The sequence below is a fragment of the Haladaptatus sp. SPP-AMP-3 genome, assembly GCF_049568665.1.
GTDB classification, from domain to species: domain Archaea; phylum Halobacteriota; class Halobacteria; order Halobacteriales; family Haladaptataceae; genus Haladaptatus; species Haladaptatus paucihalophilus.
Map to the genome: position 1 here is coordinate 37,011 of NZ_CP145897.1, position 17,838 is coordinate 54,848.

21 protein-coding genes, 1 tRNA gene and 1 pseudogene are annotated in these 17,838 nt (G+C 62.1%); 9 read left to right on the forward strand and 14 right to left on the reverse strand.

Annotated features, from left to right (window positions below; translation table 11 throughout):
• Window positions 1-4 precede the first annotated feature (4 nt).
• The 4 genes from cheB to V5735_RS00445 all read right to left on the reverse strand — a co-directional run bounded on the left by cheB (window position 5) and on the right by V5735_RS00445 (window position 2,718).
• Window positions 5-1,042: a chemotaxis-specific protein-glutamate methyltransferase CheB gene (gene cheB / locus V5735_RS00430; protein ID WP_423744560.1), complete on the reverse strand. Its 1,038-nt coding sequence runs from the start codon at window positions 1,040-1,042 to the stop codon at window positions 5-7.
• Window positions 1,039-1,401 (reverse strand): chemotaxis protein CheY, encoded by a 363-nt coding sequence (cheY, locus tag V5735_RS00435; protein WP_007977457.1) that lies wholly within the window; start codon window positions 1,399-1,401, stop codon window positions 1,039-1,041. Before cheY ends, cheB begins: the two co-directional genes overlap by 4 nt.
• Window positions 1,402-1,486: 85 nt before the next feature.
• The gene (locus V5735_RS00440; protein WP_423744561.1) at window positions 1,487-1,969 is read right to left on the reverse strand and encodes a chemotaxis protein CheW; all 483 of its coding nucleotides are present in this window, start codon (window positions 1,967-1,969) and stop codon (window positions 1,487-1,489) included.
• A gap of 68 nt (window positions 1,970-2,037) precedes the next feature.
• Window positions 2,038-2,718, reverse strand: coding sequence for a DUF7500 family protein (locus tag V5735_RS00445; protein WP_423744562.1), 681 nt, complete (start codon window positions 2,716-2,718; stop codon window positions 2,038-2,040).
• 149 nt (window positions 2,719-2,867) lie between these two features.
• On the opposite strand from V5735_RS00445, the gene V5735_RS00450 reads away from it, so the two are divergent.
• The 4 genes from V5735_RS00450 (at window position 2,868) to V5735_RS00465 (ending at window position 4,118) form a co-directional block, all read left to right on the forward strand.
• A complete protein-coding gene (locus tag V5735_RS00450; protein WP_423744563.1) occupies window positions 2,868-3,089 on the forward strand; it encodes a helix-turn-helix domain-containing protein in 222 nt (73 codons plus the stop codon).
• 73 nt (window positions 3,090-3,162) lie between these two features.
• The gene (locus V5735_RS00455; protein WP_423744564.1) at window positions 3,163-3,333 is read left to right on the forward strand and encodes a hypothetical protein; all 171 of its coding nucleotides are present in this window, start codon (window positions 3,163-3,165) and stop codon (window positions 3,331-3,333) included.
• A gap of 39 nt (window positions 3,334-3,372) precedes the next feature.
• On the forward strand, window positions 3,373-3,825 hold the full coding sequence (gene bcp, locus V5735_RS00460; protein ID WP_423744565.1) for a thioredoxin-dependent thiol peroxidase: 453 nt from the start codon (window positions 3,373-3,375) through the stop codon (window positions 3,823-3,825).
• Entirely contained in the window at window positions 3,822-4,118 is a 297-nt protein-coding gene (locus tag V5735_RS00465) for a hypothetical protein (protein WP_423744566.1), read from the forward strand. Before bcp ends, V5735_RS00465 begins: the two co-directional genes overlap by 4 nt.
• Window positions 4,119-4,124: 6 nt before the next feature.
• Here the strand turns inward: V5735_RS00465 and V5735_RS00470 are convergent, their stop codons facing one another.
• From V5735_RS00470 to V5735_RS00500, 7 genes and pseudogenes are all read right to left on the reverse strand, one after another.
• On the reverse strand, window positions 4,125-4,475 hold the full coding sequence (locus V5735_RS00470) for a YbjQ family protein (protein ID WP_007977439.1): 351 nt from the start codon (window positions 4,473-4,475) through the stop codon (window positions 4,125-4,127).
• 39 nt (window positions 4,476-4,514) lie between these two features.
• Window positions 4,515-5,023: pseudogene (locus V5735_RS00475) on the reverse strand (macro domain-containing protein).
• 36 nt (window positions 5,024-5,059) lie between these two features.
• Entirely contained in the window at window positions 5,060-5,449 is a 390-nt protein-coding gene (locus V5735_RS00480; protein WP_423744567.1) for a hypothetical protein, read from the reverse strand.
• 202 nt (window positions 5,450-5,651) lie between these two features.
• Window positions 5,652-7,139, reverse strand: coding sequence for a D-alanyl-D-alanine carboxypeptidase/D-alanyl-D-alanine endopeptidase (gene dacB, locus V5735_RS00485; protein ID WP_423744568.1), 1,488 nt, complete (start codon window positions 7,137-7,139; stop codon window positions 5,652-5,654).
• Between the two features lie 232 nt (window positions 7,140-7,371).
• Window positions 7,372-7,445, reverse strand: a tRNA-Thr gene (locus V5735_RS00490).
• Window positions 7,446-7,462: 17 nt separating this feature from the next.
• Window positions 7,463-7,939: a GNAT family N-acetyltransferase gene (locus V5735_RS00495; protein ID WP_423744569.1), complete on the reverse strand. Its 477-nt coding sequence runs from the start codon at window positions 7,937-7,939 to the stop codon at window positions 7,463-7,465.
• A complete protein-coding gene (locus V5735_RS00500; RefSeq protein WP_423744570.1) occupies window positions 7,940-9,139 on the reverse strand; it encodes a phosphoglycerate kinase in 1,200 nt (399 codons plus the stop codon).
• A gap of 381 nt (window positions 9,140-9,520) precedes the next feature.
• Here V5735_RS00500 and V5735_RS00505 point away from each other — a divergent pair, with 381 nt between their 5' ends.
• From V5735_RS00505 to V5735_RS00525, 5 genes are all read left to right on the forward strand, one after another.
• A complete protein-coding gene (locus tag V5735_RS00505) occupies window positions 9,521-10,465 on the forward strand; it encodes a branched-chain amino acid ABC transporter permease (RefSeq protein ID WP_423746043.1) in 945 nt (314 codons plus the stop codon).
• On the forward strand, window positions 10,462-11,775 hold the full coding sequence (locus V5735_RS00510; protein ID WP_423744571.1) for a branched-chain amino acid ABC transporter permease: 1,314 nt from the start codon (window positions 10,462-10,464) through the stop codon (window positions 11,773-11,775). Before V5735_RS00505 ends, V5735_RS00510 begins: the two co-directional genes overlap by 4 nt.
• Window positions 11,772-12,605 (forward strand): ABC transporter ATP-binding protein, encoded by an 834-nt coding sequence (locus V5735_RS00515; protein ID WP_007977424.1) that lies wholly within the window; start codon window positions 11,772-11,774, stop codon window positions 12,603-12,605. Before V5735_RS00510 ends, V5735_RS00515 begins: the two co-directional genes overlap by 4 nt.
• The gene (locus V5735_RS00520) at window positions 12,605-13,312 is read left to right on the forward strand and encodes an ABC transporter ATP-binding protein (RefSeq protein ID WP_423744572.1); all 708 of its coding nucleotides are present in this window, start codon (window positions 12,605-12,607) and stop codon (window positions 13,310-13,312) included. Before V5735_RS00515 ends, V5735_RS00520 begins: the two co-directional genes overlap by 1 nt.
• A gap of 143 nt (window positions 13,313-13,455) precedes the next feature.
• Window positions 13,456-14,301, forward strand: coding sequence for a right-handed parallel beta-helix repeat-containing protein (locus tag V5735_RS00525; RefSeq protein WP_423744573.1), 846 nt, complete (start codon window positions 13,456-13,458; stop codon window positions 14,299-14,301).
• A gap of 8 nt (window positions 14,302-14,309) precedes the next feature.
• Here V5735_RS00525 and V5735_RS00530 read toward each other — a convergent pair whose 3' ends face one another.
• From V5735_RS00530 to V5735_RS00540, 3 genes are all read right to left on the reverse strand, one after another.
• A complete protein-coding gene (locus tag V5735_RS00530) occupies window positions 14,310-15,581 on the reverse strand; it encodes an ABC transporter substrate-binding protein (RefSeq protein WP_423744574.1) in 1,272 nt (423 codons plus the stop codon).
• A 152-nt stretch (window positions 15,582-15,733) separates the two neighbouring features.
• Window positions 15,734-17,095 (reverse strand): ABC transporter substrate-binding protein, encoded by a 1,362-nt coding sequence (locus V5735_RS00535; protein ID WP_423744575.1) that lies wholly within the window; start codon window positions 17,093-17,095, stop codon window positions 15,734-15,736.
• Window positions 17,096-17,196: 101 nt separating this feature from the next.
• Window positions 17,197-17,775: a cyclic nucleotide-binding/CBS domain-containing protein gene (locus tag V5735_RS00540; RefSeq protein WP_423744576.1), complete on the reverse strand. Its 579-nt coding sequence runs from the start codon at window positions 17,773-17,775 to the stop codon at window positions 17,197-17,199.
• Window positions 17,776-17,838 lie beyond the last annotated feature (63 nt).

Below are 17,838 nucleotides of genomic sequence, written 5' to 3' on the forward strand. Positions count from 1 at the left end.
CGAATCACGTCGGTTTTCGTACGGTCGAAAGTATCCCCTGAGCCACCTCGTCGGCGGGAAGCACGTCGTCGACACAGCCGGTTTCGATGGCCCGTGCCGGGATTCCGAACACCGAACAGGTCGCTTCGTTCTGCGCGATGGTTCGTCCTCCAGCGTTCTTTATCGCCTCAACGCCGACCGCGCCGTCAGCACCCATTCCGGTGAGAACGACCGCGGTGAGCGGGTCGGTAATCGTCTCGGCGGCCGTCTCCATCGTCACGTCGATGGCCGGGCGCACGCCGTGTCGCGCCTCGTTCTGCGTGAGTCGAACACGGAGTCGCCCTTTCGCGTAGTTCGAGACTTCCATGTGGTAGTCTCCCCGCGCGACGAGCGCTTGTCCCGCACCGATTCTGTCGCCGTCCGACGCTTCTTTCACGTCGTACTCGGTTCGGTCGTCGAGTCGTTTTGCGAACCGAGCGGTGAAGCTGTCGGGCATGTGTTGAACGATGAGGACACGAAACCGAGCGGATCGCGGCAATCCGGCGAGAACGCTCTCTACGACTCGCGGCCCGCCGGTCGACGCGCCGATGATGATGGTCGCGTTCTCGACGTACGTGTCGTCGGGTTCCACCGAGGTCGCCGTCGAATTGTCCGGTGCGCTGACGGTGACGTCAGCGCGCGCAACCGACCGAACCTTCTCGATGAGGTCGTCTCTGTGGGCCGAAATCCGGGTCGAAACCTCGCCGCCGGGTTTCGCCAGGACGTCGATGGCCCCCCGGTCGATGGCTTCGAACGTCGCTTCCGCGCCGTCTTCGGTGTGTGCGGACAGCATGAGAACCGGGGTCGGCGTCGTTTCCATTATTTCCTCGACCGCTTCGATACCGTTCATCGTCGGCATCTCCACGTCCATCGTCACGACGTCGGGTTCCCGTTCGGCGACGACTTCGACCGCCTCCCTCCCGTTCGTCGCCTGTGCAACCACGTCGATATCGCCCGATTCGAGAACGTCGGTGATAACGGTGCGCATGAAATGCGAGTCGTCGACGACGACCGCCCGCGTCATGCTGAGATAACGTCGTTGATGGCTTCCATCACGCTGGGCTTCTGAAACGGCTTCGTGATGTATCCGTCGGCACCAGCTTTGATCGCCTTCTTCATCTTCTCTTCCTGTCCGATACTCGTACACATGATGATGTTCGCGCTCGAATCGAACTGCTTGATTTCGGCCGTCGCGTCGATTCCGTCTCGAATTGGCATCACGATGTCCATCATCACGAAGTCCGGTTGCTTTTCCTTGTACAGCTCTATCGCTTCGACGCCGTTCTCGGCTTCGTCGGCGATTTCGAAATTCTCCTCCAGAATCTCGCGCAGTAGATTCCGCATAAATTCCGAGTCGTCGACAATTAGTACGTCATTCACCATTCAACTTTCACTATCGAGAGATTTTGAAAGCGGGCAAAATAAATGCTCCCCTGTGATTATCACAGCTGATGATTTATCGAGATTCTTAACTCAGGCTAGTAATCATTTTGTCAATATCGACCCAGATGATGAGGTCGAGACCGTTTTCGTCGTCGGGTCGCTTGATGATTCCCCGTGCGATTTGGTCGCGGATGCCGCGGGTATCGAGGTTCTCCAGTTCGTCGCTGGTGTCGATGTGTTCCGGGGCGTGGGTCGTCACGTCGAGCACCTCGTCCACCCGAATCCCGATTTTCTGTTTGTCGTCGGGACGATCCAGAACGAGAACGTCGTTCCCTCGCTCGTCGGAGGCGACGCTGAGGAACTCCTTGGGGTCGATGATGGCCGTCGTCTCGCCGCGGAGGTCCATGACGCCCTCGATGGAGTCCTGCGTCCGGGGAATGCGCGTGACCTTCTTCACCTCGACGATGCTGTCTACCTGTTCGATATCGATGGCGCACACGTCTTCGCCGAGTCGAAACTCCACGACTTGCGTTTCCCCGGCCGACGGATTCTGTTTCTGAACGCTCATGGTCAGTTATCGAATACATCGAACGGGAATACATAAAACCTACTCCCGACTATCACGGCGGATAATCGCTAGCCGTTTTCCGGGGGAAAAACGATACCGTTCGCGTCCTGCATCGCTCGAAACAGGTCGGCGATGCTATCGTCGGGTGATAAGCCGTACGCTCCGAGAACACCACGGAAACACCGCGACGGGTAACGGACGCGAACGTTCGACTCCATCATGAGAATGCCGAGCACGTCCTCGACGGGCATGCTCGGTTCGACCTGCTGGGCGTACCACATGAGAAGGCTGTCGAAGACGGTTCCAACGTCGTCCGAAAACATCCGCTGATGGTTGATTTCGTCCTCGGCCTTCGCCGTGATGTGAAACCCGTAACGGGACGCCACGTCGCCAACGTCGTCTTCGAGCCATTCGCGGACGTCTTGGGAATCGATGTGAGGTTCCTCGGCCGATGGCGCGGATTGACTCGGACTGTCCGGTGCCGACGCCGGGTCGATGGCGGGCGGAGAGTCCGTCGCTGACGGCGATTTCTCCGCGGTCGCCGGTTCGACACCGGGATTCGCGTCGGCGGTCGGTTCGCCGGTCGTCACTGGCCCCGGGTCGTCGGGCACGGACGGCCTCCCGGACGCGCCGATGACGAACCGACCATCGTCCAGCGCGACGACGTTCTCGCTGTCCTCGATGTCGAGCTCTTCGGGAGAGATGACCTTTCGGCCCTCCGGGTCAGAATCGTCCCGCGCTGGACTCATTGCCCACGCCTACCACGGCTCGTTACATAAAATCACCGGGATTTTACATCGGTGAGAACACCTCTCCAAGAAACGACTATCCCGCTCGATTTCGACGATTGTCGTAGGGTAATTTTATTATCGTCGAATGTCTGGACCAGGATACCAACATGAGTGTCCAAACAACGCCTCTCGCACCGTTGCCGGACGAACTGGATTCGCCGCGCGCCAAACTGGTCTATCTCTCGCTCGCGACCACGGGCGGGGCGACGCTCGACGAACTCCAGACGGGCCTCGACCTGCCGAAAATCACGCTGTACACCATCATTCGAACGCTTCGGGAGCGCGGACTCGTCCGTCAAGACGGCGAAGCGCTGATGCTCGCCGCCTGACCCCGGAATCGCTTCACGTTCACTTTCACTGCGCTAGGATTGCCTTCATTATCCAACCGGACAACATTCGGACATGAACGTCGAAATGAGCGCGCGGGAGTCGACAGTACGACCGTGGAATTCGGCAGACGTTTCCGGGCTGTCCGCCAGCGAAGTCGCCGCGTACGTTCGTACCTCGACCGAGGAAGGTGCCGTCCACCTCGAACGCAAGGGCGGACGAACGTTCGTCGTCGTCGGCGAGTGACACCGCAACGCAGTTGGTCGCTCGCTTCGAAGCCATCCCATGCTCGAACCCGGCCAACCGGCACCCACGTTCGAACTGCCGAATCAAGACGGCGAGACGGTCTCACTCGCCGACTTCGATAGCACGGTCGTTGTCTACTTCTACCCCCGGGCGGACACGCCCGGTTGTACCACCGAAGCCTGTGGCTTCCGCGATTCGTGGGACGAATTCGATGCGCGCGGCGTTCCGGTCCTCGGAATCAGCGACGACCCGGTATCCGACCTCGTGAAATTCCGCGACAAACACGACCTGCCGTTCGACCTCCTCAGCGACGAGTCCGGCGAGGTTGCGAGCGCCTACGACTCCTACGGCGAGAAGAATATGTTCGGGAAGACCTTCGACGGCGTGTTTCGAAACACGGTCGTCGTCGCTCCAGACGGGACCGTCGAAGCAGTCTTCGAGGACGTCTCGCCGGACGGACACGCGGACGAACTCCTCGAAACCCTCGAATGACGTACCTTTCACACCCCGTCCGTGCCATGCGCGACGACCCGATGTCCGACGAGTCGGCCACGCTTCTCCTCCGACTCGCCGACGCGAGCGTAGAAACGACCACCGCCCGCGTCGAAGACCTCGACGGCGAGGTCGTCGAGAAACTCGAATTCGAGACGCTTCGCGTCGTCCTCCCGGAACCCGCCGTGGCCGACCTGTGCGAACTTGACGGCCTGAAGGCGATAGAAACCGACGCAACTATCGAAATCGGGGGCGGGGACGCGGGTGAGGACGTGGATTTAAACGGCTCTTAAGCCATCTCAGCGAATCGAAACCGCGGTTCCGAACGCCTTGATGTTCATCATTCCGCCCTGCCCGCCGAGGGATTCGTCGGTGATATCCACCGCGACTACCGCGTCCGCGCCGACCGATTTCGCCTCCTCGACGAGTTCGTCGAGGGCGGTTTCCTGATTCTCTTCGAGGGTCTTCTCCCACGATTTGGAGCGTCCGCCAACGATGTCGCGCAACCCACCGGCGATGTCCTTCCCGATGTTTCGTCCCGGCGTCACGTCGGCGACGACCACGCCGTGGTGGCCTGTGATTTCCCGTCCCGGAACCGTGTGGCTCGTCGTCACCAATATCTCGTCGTCGTGATAACTGAACGCGGTCATCGGTCGGCTCTTTTCAGTCGAGAATCATAATCCTGCTGGTTAGCCCGAGCGGACAGCGGCGGCAACCTCGCGGAGCGTTTCGTACTCCTCGTCGCTGTAGGCGATGAGGCGCGCGTCTTCGAGGGACTCGGGGTCGAAGCGACGAATTTCCTCGCAGATGATTCGACCGCCCTCTCGGAGGTCGAATCCCGCGATACCGCATCCGAGCGCGGGAAGAACCACTGACCCCGCTCCCCGCTCGTCGGCTTCGCGGAGCGCGTTTCGGGTCGCGTCTCGGACGCTCTCGGGCGTCGCCCGTCCGTCCTCGTAGTGTGGCATGGCCGCCGCGTGAACGACGAATTCGGCGTCGAGTTCGTAAGCGTTGGTGACCGCGACGGAACCGAGTTCGACCGTCCCCTCTCCATCGCTTCTTCGTTTATCGGCCCGTTCGCACCACGGCGGAGTGCCCCGGCGACGCCGCTGCCCATCCGGAGACTGGTCCCCGCGGCGTTGACGAGCACGTCAGCACGCTGTGCGGCGATATCGCCCTGAATCACGCTGAACTCCATATCCCCGCTACGCGGTTCTCGAACAAAATTTTCGGGTCAGTCGTTCTGCTCTTCGAGGTAGGTCACTTCGACCATCAGGTCGGGGTGGTCGGCGTCAGGGTAGCGGAACGTCCACGCTCGGTCGAAGTCGATTCCCCGACGGTACCCCTTCAGCAAGAGGTCGCCGAGCACGTCGCGGAAGTCCTTGAGAACGGCCTGCTCGGGCGGCTTCGTCGGCTGGGGAGGGTTCGTTATCTCTTTGCTCCCACCCTTTTCGAGGTGGGTTATCTCCGCCATCAAATCCGGTGTGTCGTCGGGATAGCGAAACGTCCATGCCCGGTCGAACCGGCGGTCGTTTTTGTACGCCGTACTGAGTACCATCTTGAGTGTACTCCGGAACTCCTCGGGCGACGCCATCCAGAGGGGGACACTCTGGGTGCGACTCATGGAAAAGGAACAGGCTCGGAGGCAGTATAAAACCGTCCGATAATTGTGTTGGCAGGAACGGCGAGCAACAGTTCACAATACGGAATGCGGCGTTAAGCGGTCGCTAATCATGTCCACGGGCGGTCGTGTCGTGGGACGTACAGTCGGAATCGGTCCTCGTAAATCCGGGCATAACGGTCGCCGAATTCGTCGGCGACACCGGTTACGCGTCGATGAGCGCACGAACCAAATCGTCCTGATAGTCGCGGGCATCGCCGAGTCCGACGGTCACGTTCGACATGAGGATGGAGAACAGTACGTCCGGGTCCCTCGGTCGCTCGATGACACCCGAAAGCGCACGTGTTCCGCGAACCGTTCCTGTCTTCGCGTGAACCGGAACGTCCACGTCCCGCAACCGATACGCGAGCGTCCCCTCGCCCGGCGTCGGAAGCGACCCGACGAGCGTCTCCGACCACGGCTTCTTCCGTATCCAGTCGAGCAGGGAAACCATGTCGGTCGCCGAAACGAGGTTGAACTGCGAGAGCCCGGAGCCGTCCCGGAAAACGGTTGCGGGAGAACCCAAACTCTCGAAGTAGGCGCCGGTTAGCTCCGTCCACGCGTCGAACGACCCGTCATCGAGCGCACGGCGGGCCGTCATCAATGCGAGTTGGTCGGCATCGACGTTGTTCGAGTACAACAGCATCGGACCGGTCGTCTCGCGGAGCGGCTCGGATTCGATGCTCGTCTCGAACGCCGCCGCTCGCTCCGTGGGTTCCGTTTGGAGGACGACATCACCCTTGACGGAGACGCCCGCGTCCGCGAGGTGGTCCCTGAACACCGCGGCCGCGTGTTCGTCGGGTCGCATCACGGGTGCCAGTTCCGTCTCCTCGTATCCTGGCGGCAGTTCGCCGATGGCGTAGATGGTGCCGTTCACCCGGTCGAGATAGGTGTAGAAGTAGCCGTTCGCTCCTTCGGGTGCCGTGGAGAGGTGCGATTCGACGGCGACGAACTCCGAGTCGGGTTCGACGGCGAGGTCGATGCCGTTCTCGGTTCGCTTGGCGGTGAGGGACACCTTGTTCCAGTGGAGCGCGAGCGTCGAACTCGGTGCGCCGTAAGAGTACTGCGGGTCCTCCCACGTCCACCCTTCCGGATAGCCGGGGCCGCGAACCGAAAAGACGGGACCGTATCCCGAGGTATCGAACGCGGTGATGTCGGCCACGAGGTCGCCGTGAACCGTCTGTACTCCGTTCTCCGCGACCCGTTCCGCCAACCGTTCGAGGTCGGCGGTGGACAACACGTCACCGGTGCCGCGTAGCACGAGGTCGCCGTGGAGTTGATTCCCGGTTATCGACCCGTCGCCGACGGCACTGGTCTCGAACCGTTCGTCCGGTCCCAGGTGTTCGAACGCCAGTGCGGTGGTGAGCAGCTTCGTGTTCGATGCCGGTTTGACCGCCGTGTCCGCCTGATGGCTTGCGAGGACGTCGCCGTCCTCCCCGGCCTCTTTCGCGTACACGGAGACGATACCGCCGGGGAACTTCTCGGATGCGCGTTCGAGTAACCGCTCCACCGCGGAGCACCCCGATTCCCCCGTCTTATCGTCGTCCTCCGTTCGATTTGCCAGCGCGGTATCGCCGAACATCGCGTTCGCGCTGACGGTTCCAGTCGCTCCGAGCATCGTCCGCCTGTCCAACGTCCAAATTTTATCTCTCATCTCGTAGTTTATTTTTTAATTGTTGATAAATATTCACACCCTCTTGTGCTAGGTAATAACTTGCTTTGGTAGTGCAATGATGGTGAAAGCGGACGTATTCACTCGATCCGAAGGAGATTGCCGAAACGATTTCCATGTCGATTGCGAAAATAATTGGGGAGGGATCACTTCGGGTGTCGATAAATCCCACCAAAGTCGAGTGTTCACCGTACCGAAATGGATTCGGATAGAAAGCCAAGGGTGGGATTTGAACCCACGTATTCTCGATTACAAATCGAGTGCTTGAACCACCCAAGCTCCCTTGGCGCAACTGCCAGTTGTCGCTACTCCTTTGAGTGGTTATCGTTTTCGTCCGATTTTTCCATCTCGATTCGATGTGGTTCGTAACCCCTGTTTTCGTACAGTCTGCGGGCGTTCTCGTTTCGCGCCAGCACTTCGAGCGACAGCACCTCCGCGCCCCGCTCTCGGAGTTTTTCCTCCGCGGCGGCGAGGAGCGCCGACCCGACGCCCTCGTTCCGTGACGCGGGTTCGACGTAGATGTTCTGGACGATTCCGCGAGCGGTCGAGTGCCGATAGAGACCCGTCTCCAGTTCGAACATCACGAACCCCACGATACCCTCGTCTCGGGCGACGAGCAGGTCGTCTTCTATGACGTGGCGCGCGACCGAATCGCGGACCGCACCGCGGTTCTCCTCCGCGAGGAGGTGTGACCCGTGATCGCGCTGGTCGCGGGCGAGTTCGACCCAGCGGTCGGTAACGTGGTCGATGTCCGCGCTGGTCGCAGCCTCTATCGTAACCATCTATCGGGACAGCGCTTGCAACGCCGGGAGTTCGTCGCCGGTGAGCATCCGAAGACACGCGCCCCCACCGGTGCTGACGTGGTCGAACCCGCCGAGGTCGAACTTCCGAATCGCGGCCGCGGTGTCGCCGCCGCCGACGATGCTGAACTCGGCGTTCGCGGCCGCGGTGTACATCTCGCGGGTGCCCGTGGCGAAGGTGTCGTCCTCGAACACGCCAGCGGGGCCGTTGAGGATGACGGTCCCGGAATCGCGGAGGATATCGGAGTAGGCGGTGATGGTGGCGTCGCCGACGTCCATCGCACCCTCGTCTTCGTTCGGCGGGAACTCCTCGCGGGTGAGTTCGACGCGCTCGCCGTCCCGTTCGACCGCGGCGTCCTTCGGGAGATGGATTCGGTCGCCGTACGTGTCGAGCAGTTCGGCGGCGTCGTCGATGTAATCCCAGTATCCTTCGTCGTGGATGAAGTCCGCGCTGGCGTCGCCGAGGTCCGCGCCGTCGGCGAACAAAAAGACGTTCCCGACGACACCGGCCGTCAGCACGTGGTCCGCGAGGTCGCGCTCCAGCACGTTTTTCGCGACCGCGATGGAGTCGGAAACCTTCGCGCCGCCGACCACGTACGTTCGCGGGCGCGGCGTCGATTCGATGTCGCCGAGCACGTCCACTTCGCGCTCCATGACGCGCCCGGCGTAGCCCGGCAGTCGGGTCGGAAACCCGACGAGCGAGGGCTGTGAGCGGTGTGCGGCCGCGAACGCGTCGTTGACGTAGGCGTCGAGGACGGGGACGAGGCGGTCCACGAGGTGTGTTTGGGCAGCTTGCTCCGCCGGGAACTCCATGTACTCCTCGCTGTAAAAGCGGGTGTTCTCCAAGAGCACCGCCTCTCCCTCGTTGAGGTTCGATACGGCTCGGCGCGCGTCGGCGGAGAACGTCGCATCGCAGTGAGAAACCGGGAAGGAGAGCAGTTCGTCCAATCGCTCCGCGTGTGCGCCGAGCCCGGAGAAATCGTCGCTTCCGGGTCTGCCCTGGTGGGCGAGGATCGCGACCTTTCCGCCGCGCTCCAACAGCTCCGAGAGGGTATCGACGTGCGCCAACAGACGCGCGTCATCGGCGAGCTCACCGGAGTCGGTCAACGGACTGTTGATGTCGATGCGCACGCCGAGGGTCGTCCCTTGGACGGCGAGGTCGTCAAGGGTCTGTATGGGCATACGTGTGCCTGCAACACCGCCCGGCATATGTGTGTCGGTAATCCGTGCTGGAAATAAACACGTTTTCGAGTAAATCGACGGATTATTTCTTTTCTCCACATTCCTCTCCGAGAGCTGTCAGTATGCCGCCGTTACTGAAATTCGCTGGACCGCTCTGTCGGAAAGGTTTAATAGTCTTACCGGAACCGGTTATCGTGTGGAGAGTTATCAATGAACGGCGTAAATGAGACCTATTCACGTGGACGTCGCCTCATCGTCGAACGACCGCTGCTGGTGGTCGTCGGACTGGTCGGGGTACTCCTCGTTTTCGACTTCATCAATCGCCTGCTGTCCGGCGACCTACTGGTTTCCGACGTGGGGGCACTCGTGTGGAACGGCCTCATGCGGGGGCTCATCATCGGTCTCGCCGGAATCGGGCTTTCGATGACGTACAGCATACTGAATTTCGCAAACTTCTCACACGGGGACTACATCACGAGCGGCGCGTTCTCGGGGTGGGCAGTGACGTACCTCATCGCGGGATTGGGGAGCAACAACATCGCGGGGCTGTTGCTGGTCGGCGCGGGTGGCTCCGTCTACGCCAGCAGTCTCGGCATCACCATCGCGACGACCCCGATAGCGGTCGTCTTGGGGCTGGTGTTCGCCGGTGTTAGCACCGTCGTACTGGCGCTCCTCATCGACCGTATCGTCTACCGACCGATGCGGGACGCGGAAGGGATTTCGCTCCTCATCACGAGCATCGGCGTGGCGTTCGTGCTCCGCTACCTCATCGTGTTCGTCTTCTCGACCGAGAACCGCGGGACGACGGCGCTACAGGATATTCCCAAGTGGAACCTGTTGCTCTGGGACGGAACCGTCCGCGTGACGGCACACGACCTGACGCTCCTCGTCTGCACGGTCGGCTTGATGCTCGGCGTTCACCTGCTGTTGCAGCGGACGAAACTCGGCAAGGCGATGCGCGCGATGGCAGACAACGAGGACCTCGCCCGCATCAGCGGCATTCCGACCGAGCGCGTCATCCGCTGGACGTGGATCATCGGTGGCGGTCTGACCGGCATCGCGGGCTACCTGTTGGTGCTCTGGAAGGGAACCATCGTCTTCCAGTTCGGGTGGCTCCTCTTGCTCCCGATATTCGCCGCGGTCATCCTCGGCGGTATCGGGTCGATTTACGGCGCGATTCTCGGTGGTTTGGTCATCGGACTGACGTGGAACCTCTCTATCATCTGGATTCCGAGCGCCTTCGGCCGCGCCGCCGCGTTCGGCATGATGATCCTCATCCTGCTGTTCCGGCCGCAGGGTCTGTTCTCCGGGAGGACGACCGCATGAGTTCGAGCGTCCGCGATTTCGAGATCAACGACACGATGCTCATCCTCGGCGTACTGCTGGCTATCTACGTGCTGTACCTCTTGGCGGGGTCGGCGCTCGGCTACTCGCTCCGCGGCCAGTTGAACTCCCTCGCGCGCCTCACGTTCCTCATCGGCGTGTACGGGATGTTGGCGCTCGCGTTGAACCTCCACTGGGGATACACGGGGCTGTTCAACATCGGCATCGCGGGGTTCATGGCGGTCGGCTTGTACACGATGGCCATCGTCTCGAAACCCCCCGCAAGCGCGACCGCCGGTGCCGCGACCGTCTCCGGTCTCGGCCTCCCGCTGTGGGTCGGCATCCTCGCGGGGATGCTCGCGGCGGCGATTCTCGGGTTGCTCGTCGCGCTTCCGGCGCTCCGGTTGCGGGCGGACTACCTCGCAATCGTGACCATCGCGACCTCCGAGATCATCCGCTTCATCGTGATGTCGGACCAGTTCCAGACGTTCACGCTGTTCGGTAAGACGCTCGGAACCGGCGGCGGCCGCGGTCTGCTGTTGAACTTCGAGGACCCGCTCCAACCGCTGTTCGACAGCGCCCCGTACGGCGCGCTCGAAGACGCGCTCAACCCGCTCGTCGGCGGGTCCATCGGTCCGGTGCTCAACTCGCTGACCTACGCCGTCATCCTGATGGGATTCGTGGCGGCGTTCTACTGGCTGATGAAGCGGACCGGTGAATCGCCGTTCGGGCGCGTGCTCAAGGCCATCCGCGAGGACGAGGAGGTGGCGAACTCCCTCGGAAAGAACACCGACGTGTTCAAGATCAAGTCGTTCATGCTCGGCTGTGCGCTGATGGGGCTGGCGGGCATCCTCTGGCAGATGCGCCAAGGTGCCATCACGCCGACCTCGTTCAAGCCGCAGGTGACGTTCTTCGTGTGGTTGGCCCTCATCATCGGCGGTGCGGGGTCGAACACCGGGAGCGTCCTCGGCGCGGCGGTGTTCGCCGGGTTGCTGTATCAGGGACCGCTCTACCTCAAGAACATCATCCGGCAGGTGTACAACGTATCCGGCGCGCCGAACACGTTCGCGGATGCGGTCGGCCCGTTGTTCGACGGCCACATCACGCCGATGGTCGCGTACATCATCAACAACATCAACGCGCTCCAGTTGGTCATCATGGGTGCCGTCCTCATCTGGATAATGCAACACCGTCCCGAGGGCGTCCTCGGCCACCGCAAGGAGGAGGCGGCGAGCATCCCGCTCTCGCGTCCCGGCGGCGGCTCCGGAGAGGCGAAACCGACGCCCGCGGCCGACGGGGGTGAGGAGCAATGACCGCGAGCGAGACGGCCGAAACCGAGACGCTCGACATCGGAAACGAGGTGGCGGACCTGAGCGAGACGCCGCTTCGCGTCGAGAACCTCCGGAAGACCTTCGGCGGCATCACGGCGGTCGATGGCGCGACGTTCTCCGTCGAACAGGGGTCGTTCACCGGCCTCATCGGCCCGAACGGCGCGGGGAAGTCCACGACGTTCAACCTCATCACGGGCGTCTATCAACCGGACAGCGGCGCGGTGTACTTCAACGACGACGAGATTACGGGACTCCAGCCGTATCAGATAGCCGACCGCGGCATGGTCAGGACGTTCCAGATAGCCCGCGAACTCTCCGAGATGACAGTCTTGGAGAATATGATGCTCGCCCCGAAAGCGCAAGAAGGCGAACGGCTTTGGCGGTCGGTGACGCCCGGATTGCGGGGCGACGTTCGGGAGCAGGAAGAGGAGATGCTCGAACGCTCGTGGGAGATGCTGGAGTTCTTCGAAATCGACCACCTCGCGAGCGAGTACGCGGGCAACCTCTCCGGCGGGCAGCGAAAACTGCTGGAGATGGCGCGGGCGCTCATGACCGACCCGCAGATGGTACTGCTGGACGAACCGCTCGCTGGCGTCAACCCGTCGCTGGAGAAGAAACTGCTCAAACATGTTCACGAACTCCGTGAACGCGGCTACACGTTCCTGTTGGTCGAACACGACATGGACGTCATCATGAACAACTGCGAACACGTCATCGTCATGCATCAAGGCAAAGTGCTGGCCGAGGGGAAACCCGCGGCCATCCGTTCGAACGAACAGGTCATCGACGCCTACCTCGGGGAGGAAATCTGATGGCGCTCCTCGAAGTGGACCGACTCGATGCGGGGTACGGCGAGGACCTGCAAATCCTGAACGACGTCGATATGCGCGTCGAGGACGGCGAGTACGTCACCATCGTCGGCCCGAACGGGGCCGGGAAATCGACCGTGATGAAGTCCGTCTTCGGGCTGACGACCTACATGGGCGGGACAGTCACGTTCGACGGGGCGGAGATTCAGGGGGACGCACCGGAGGACATCATCCACCTCGGCCTCGGCTACGTCCCGCAGAACGACAACGTGTTTCCGACGCTCTCCGTGCAGGAGAACTTGGAGATGGGCGCGTACATCCTCGACGAGGTGCCCGAAGACGCCCTCGCGGAGGTGTTCGACCGGTTCCCGATTCTGGACGAGCGCAGGGACCAGAAGGCGGGCACGATGTCCGGCGGACAACAGCAGATGCTGGCGATGGGCCGCGCGCTCATGCTGGACCCCGACCTGCTGATGCTGGACGAACCCAGCGCGGGCTTGGCCCCCGACCTCGTGGCAGAGATGTTCGACAAGGTGGACGAGATCAACGACAGCGGGACGGCCATCCTGATGGTCGAACAGAACGCGAAGGAGGCCCTGCGGCGCTGTGACCGCGGCTACGTGCTCGTGCAGGGCGGCAACCGCTTCATGGACACCGGGGACGCGCTGCTGGCGGACGACGAGGTTCGGCAGGAATTCCTCGGCGGATAGTCCACTTTCTCGTCCTCCGCTCGTAGGCCACTTCCCCGTCTTCCGCTCGCTTCCTCGCTCCTCCGCTCGCTTCCGCATCGCTCGTTCGTTTCTTCACCTCGCTTCGCCACAACCGACAAGCACGAGCGGTGCGTGTTGCATCCATGGCGCGTTCACGGTGGGTGGCCCCGGTGCTCGCGGTTGCGGTCGTGGCCGCGTTCGCCCTCGCGTTTGGGGTACCAACGCCCGCCAGGCCCGCCTTCGACGACCCGCCGACTCGCCTCGATTCCTGTTCGATGATACGAGACTCGGGGCGCTACGTTCTCACCGACGATATCGACGAGCGCGCGGAGTCGTGCGTTCGAATCACCGCCGACGACGTGGTTCTCGACGGGAACGGACACGTCGTGGACGGACACACGTTTCGGGAGAACACGACGGGTATCGCGGTGACGGGACGGAACGTCACGGTGCGAAACCTGACGGCCGTCAACTGGACGTTCGGCGTTCGATACGAGGGGGCTCGCGGGGGGACCGTGACGAACGTGACGACGTGGCACACCGGGGACGGCGTGACGGTTTCCGACTCGCCGGAGTCGCGGGTCGAACGCGTGACGGCGACGAACGGCTTCACCGGGATTTTCGTGCGCGACTCCGACGGGAGCGTCGTCTCGAACGGCGTCGTCCGGGATATGAGTTCGGTCGGCCTGTTCGTCGCCGATTCCCGGGCGGCGGCGGTGACGAACGTTTCGGTCGTACGGAGCAAAACCGGCATCGCGTTGCTCGGAGACCGGAACGGACGGGTCACGGATGCCGTCGTTCGTTCGACCGACGAGGCCCTCCTGCTCGTCGATTCACGGAACAACGAGATACGGAACGCGACGCTTTCGAATCCCGACGGAGCGGCGGTCGTGGCGCGCTCGAACGAGAGCGGCAACCGGTTGGTCGGGGCTCGTGGGAACTGGACGAGCGACGACGCGTCGGGGACGACGCACAAAAATCGGGCGTAGCGGCGCGCTCAGCCGAGCGCCTGTTGAATGACGGAGGAGTACGACGACTCCCCTTTGTTGAACGCCACCTGATTAGTGACGTTCCCGCCTTGGTCCTGTTTGAACTTCTGTGCGAACTGGTTCGACAGTTGCTGGCCGTAATCGTTGTTCACGTACAGCGTCGCGGCGGATTGCGCGCCGATACGCTCACCGGCGACCTGTGCCATCACGCCGCCTTGAAGCAGGTCGCTCGGCGCGGTGCGGAAGATGTAGTCGTCGTCCTGCAGGCGCGTGACGGTTATGGCCGTGCTGGACGGCGAACAGCCGACGATTTGGTTCGGGATGAACACCTCGCTCGCAACGGGGATGTTGTTCCCCGAGGACGCCGGACCGGAGATGGCGGGAAAGCCCGCGTTGACGAGGGCGTTCGCGCCGCTGAGCGACGCCTGCCGAGCGGTCTGGGTGTCCTCGACTTGCGTTTCGACTTGGAGGTCGACGTTCCCCTCGTTCACCTGCTGAATCGGAATTCTCGACGCCTGAATCATCGGGCCTCCGACGGACGCGAGGTCGCCGGTCTGTGGCAACAGGATGCCGACCCTGATGGTTCGGCCCAATCCTCCCGGTGCGTTGTTCGCTTCCGGACCGCCCGCGTTGCTCTGGAACTGTCGAGTGTTGACGACTCGAATTCCGTCTTCCGTTTGCGGTGCGAACTTCCAGACGTCGTAGGCCGCGGACGCCGGGTCGCCGTTCGCGTCGAAGTTCGTCGAACTCGATGCGCCCTGGTAGTTGATGTCCTCGCCGTTCGCGGCGGCCTTCACGGCGTCGACGAAGTTTTCCGGCCCGTACTCGGTCCCCGGCGGATTGGCGACGCGACGCATCTGGTCGCGTATCTTCTGTCCGTCGTTGGCCCCCGCCGCCGCGTTGGCGAGGATGAGAATCGCCACGGAATCGTACGACTGGGCCGTGAACACGCCCGGCGGCGAGTTGTAACGGTCACGGAACAGTTTCGTGAACGCCTGTTGGTTCGGACCGGCGGCGGCGGGTGCCGTCCCGGTCACGTTCTGCATGTTGTTGCCTACTTCCTTCGGAAGGCTGGAACTCTGTAGCCCGTCCGGCACGAGGACGGGAACGTCCCGCCCGGTCGCGTAGAAGTCGCGGAACAACTGAATTCCGCTCTCCGGATAGCCGATGACGGTGAGCATATCCGGTCCACCCCCCTGTTGGAGCGTTCCCATCAGCCCCACGGTTGTCGCTGCACCTGCCGCTCGAAGGTAGGCGCGACGGTCGATTTTCTGACTCATACCCGGTGGAACCCTCACCGTTCCGAGGGAAAAGTATATCTTAAACTATCATTATAGATGGCGGTCGGTTCATCGTCCGGCGGTCGATACACCAGCTGTCAGTGCGACTGACGTTTTTCCCGAGAAAACGGCCGAACGAGCGAGACGCGCGGTCAGTTCGAACTCATCGCCTTCTTGATGACGGACGTGTACGACGATTCGCCCTTGTTGAACGACACCTTCTGGAGCATCGTGCCGTCGTACTCGCCGGTGAAGGTGTTCGAGAACTTATCGGACAGCTGTTGACCGTAGCTGTTGTTGACGAACAGCGTCGAGGCCGTCTTGCCGCTCAATCGGTCGGACGCGACCTGTGCCATCACTTTTCCTTGGAGCAGGTCGCTCGGCGCGGTGCGGAACACGTAGTCTTTGTCCTTCAGGTTCGTCACCGTCAGCGCGGTGCTGGACGGCGAACAGCCGACGATTCCTTGCTTGATGTACACCTGCTGGCTGACGGGGATGTTGTTCCCCGAGGACGCGGGACCACAGATGGCCGGATACCCGCCGCTGACGAGGGCGTTCGCGCCGCTGAGCGACGCCTGTTTCGTGGTCTGGGTGTCCTCCACCTGCGAGTCCACAGAGATGTTGATTCCGGCGTCGTTTATCTGCTTGACCGGAATTTGGGCCGCCTTTATCATCAGACTCCCGACCGACCCGAGGTCGCCCGTTTCGGGGAGGAGGATGCCGACCTTCACCGTCCGGTTCTTGCCGCCGGGAGAGCTGTCCGCCATCTTTCCGCCCGGGTCTCCCTCGAAGTCGATGGTGTCCAACGTCTTGATTCCGCCGTCGGTGTTCGAATCGAACTTCCAGACGTCGTAGGCCGCGGACGCCGGGTCGCCCATCTTGTCGAAGTCCACCACGCTCGACGCGCCTTGGTAGTTGATGTCCTCGCCGCGCGCGGCGGCCTTCACGGCATCCACGAGGTCCTCGGGGCCGTATTTCTGCCCGCCGGGGTTGGCGACGCGACGCATCTGGTCGCGGATTTTCGTCCCGTCGTTGGCCCCCGCCGCCGCGTTGGCGAGGATGAGAATCGCGACCGCATCGTAGGAGTGGGAGTTGAACACGCCCGGTTCCTGATCGTACTCGTCCTTGAACATCTCCGTGAACGCCTGCTGGTTCGGCCCGGACGCCGCTGGCGCGGTCCCGGTGACGTTCGCCATGTCGTTGCTGACCTGCTTCGGCAGTTTCGCGTCGCGCAGGCCGTCGGGAACGATTATCTTCTGCTTCCCGTCCGTATTCTTGTAGTAGTCGCGAAACAGTTGGATACCGCTCTCGGGGTAGCCGATGACGTTGATGACGTCGGGACCGCCGCTGTTCGTGCCGCCACCGCCGCCTCCGTCACTGGTTCCGTCTCCGTCACCGGTGTCGCTCGTATTGTCGTTTCCGGCACCGCCACCACCGATACAGCCCGCGAGTCCGGCGATTCCCGCCGTACCCAGGCCCTTCAACACGTCACGCCGTTCGATATCATATCGCATGGACACGGATGGGTATCGACCCAGCCGATATAAATCTACCTTTAGCCATTTTTAAAATTCAACAAATACTACCATTTTTCGGAGAAGTGGAAGCGAGTCGGCTAGAAATCGCGGCAGTCGGCACAGACCAACTGTCCGTTGATGTTCGTCAAATCGTGGGTGAGCGCGCCGCAGACCTCACAGATGCTCTGATTCGTGTACTCGCTGTCCCCCCCGTTCGTCTCCATTCTTCCCCCGAGTTCGGTGTCCGCGGCTTGCCGTTCGCGCTCCCGGTCGTTGGAGCGCGCGATGCTCGGCGGGGATGCGGACGCCGAGATGACGTCCCGTTCGGTGAGGACGCCGAGCAGTTCGTCGTCGGCCCCGGTGATGATGATGCGTCGAATCCCCTGCTGTGCCATCATCCCGGCCGCGTCGGCGAGGCTACGGTCGGGACGCATCGAGATGACCGGTTTCGACATCGCTTCGGAGACGGTGGTTTCCTTGGTGTCTTTCTCGTCCGCGACGAGGGACAGTACGTCCGCCTCCGTCATGATTCCGACCGGTTCACGTCCACGGAGGACGACGACGCTCCCCACACCCTCATCCGACATGAGGCGAACCGCACCCAGCACGGTGTCGGATTCGCTGACCCCGACGTATTCCCGGGTCATCACGTCCCTCACTATGACTTCAGCGTCCATATGTGAACGTTTGACACAACCGTCCTAAAAAGTATCCCCGGCATCTTTATTCCCGCGTCCGTC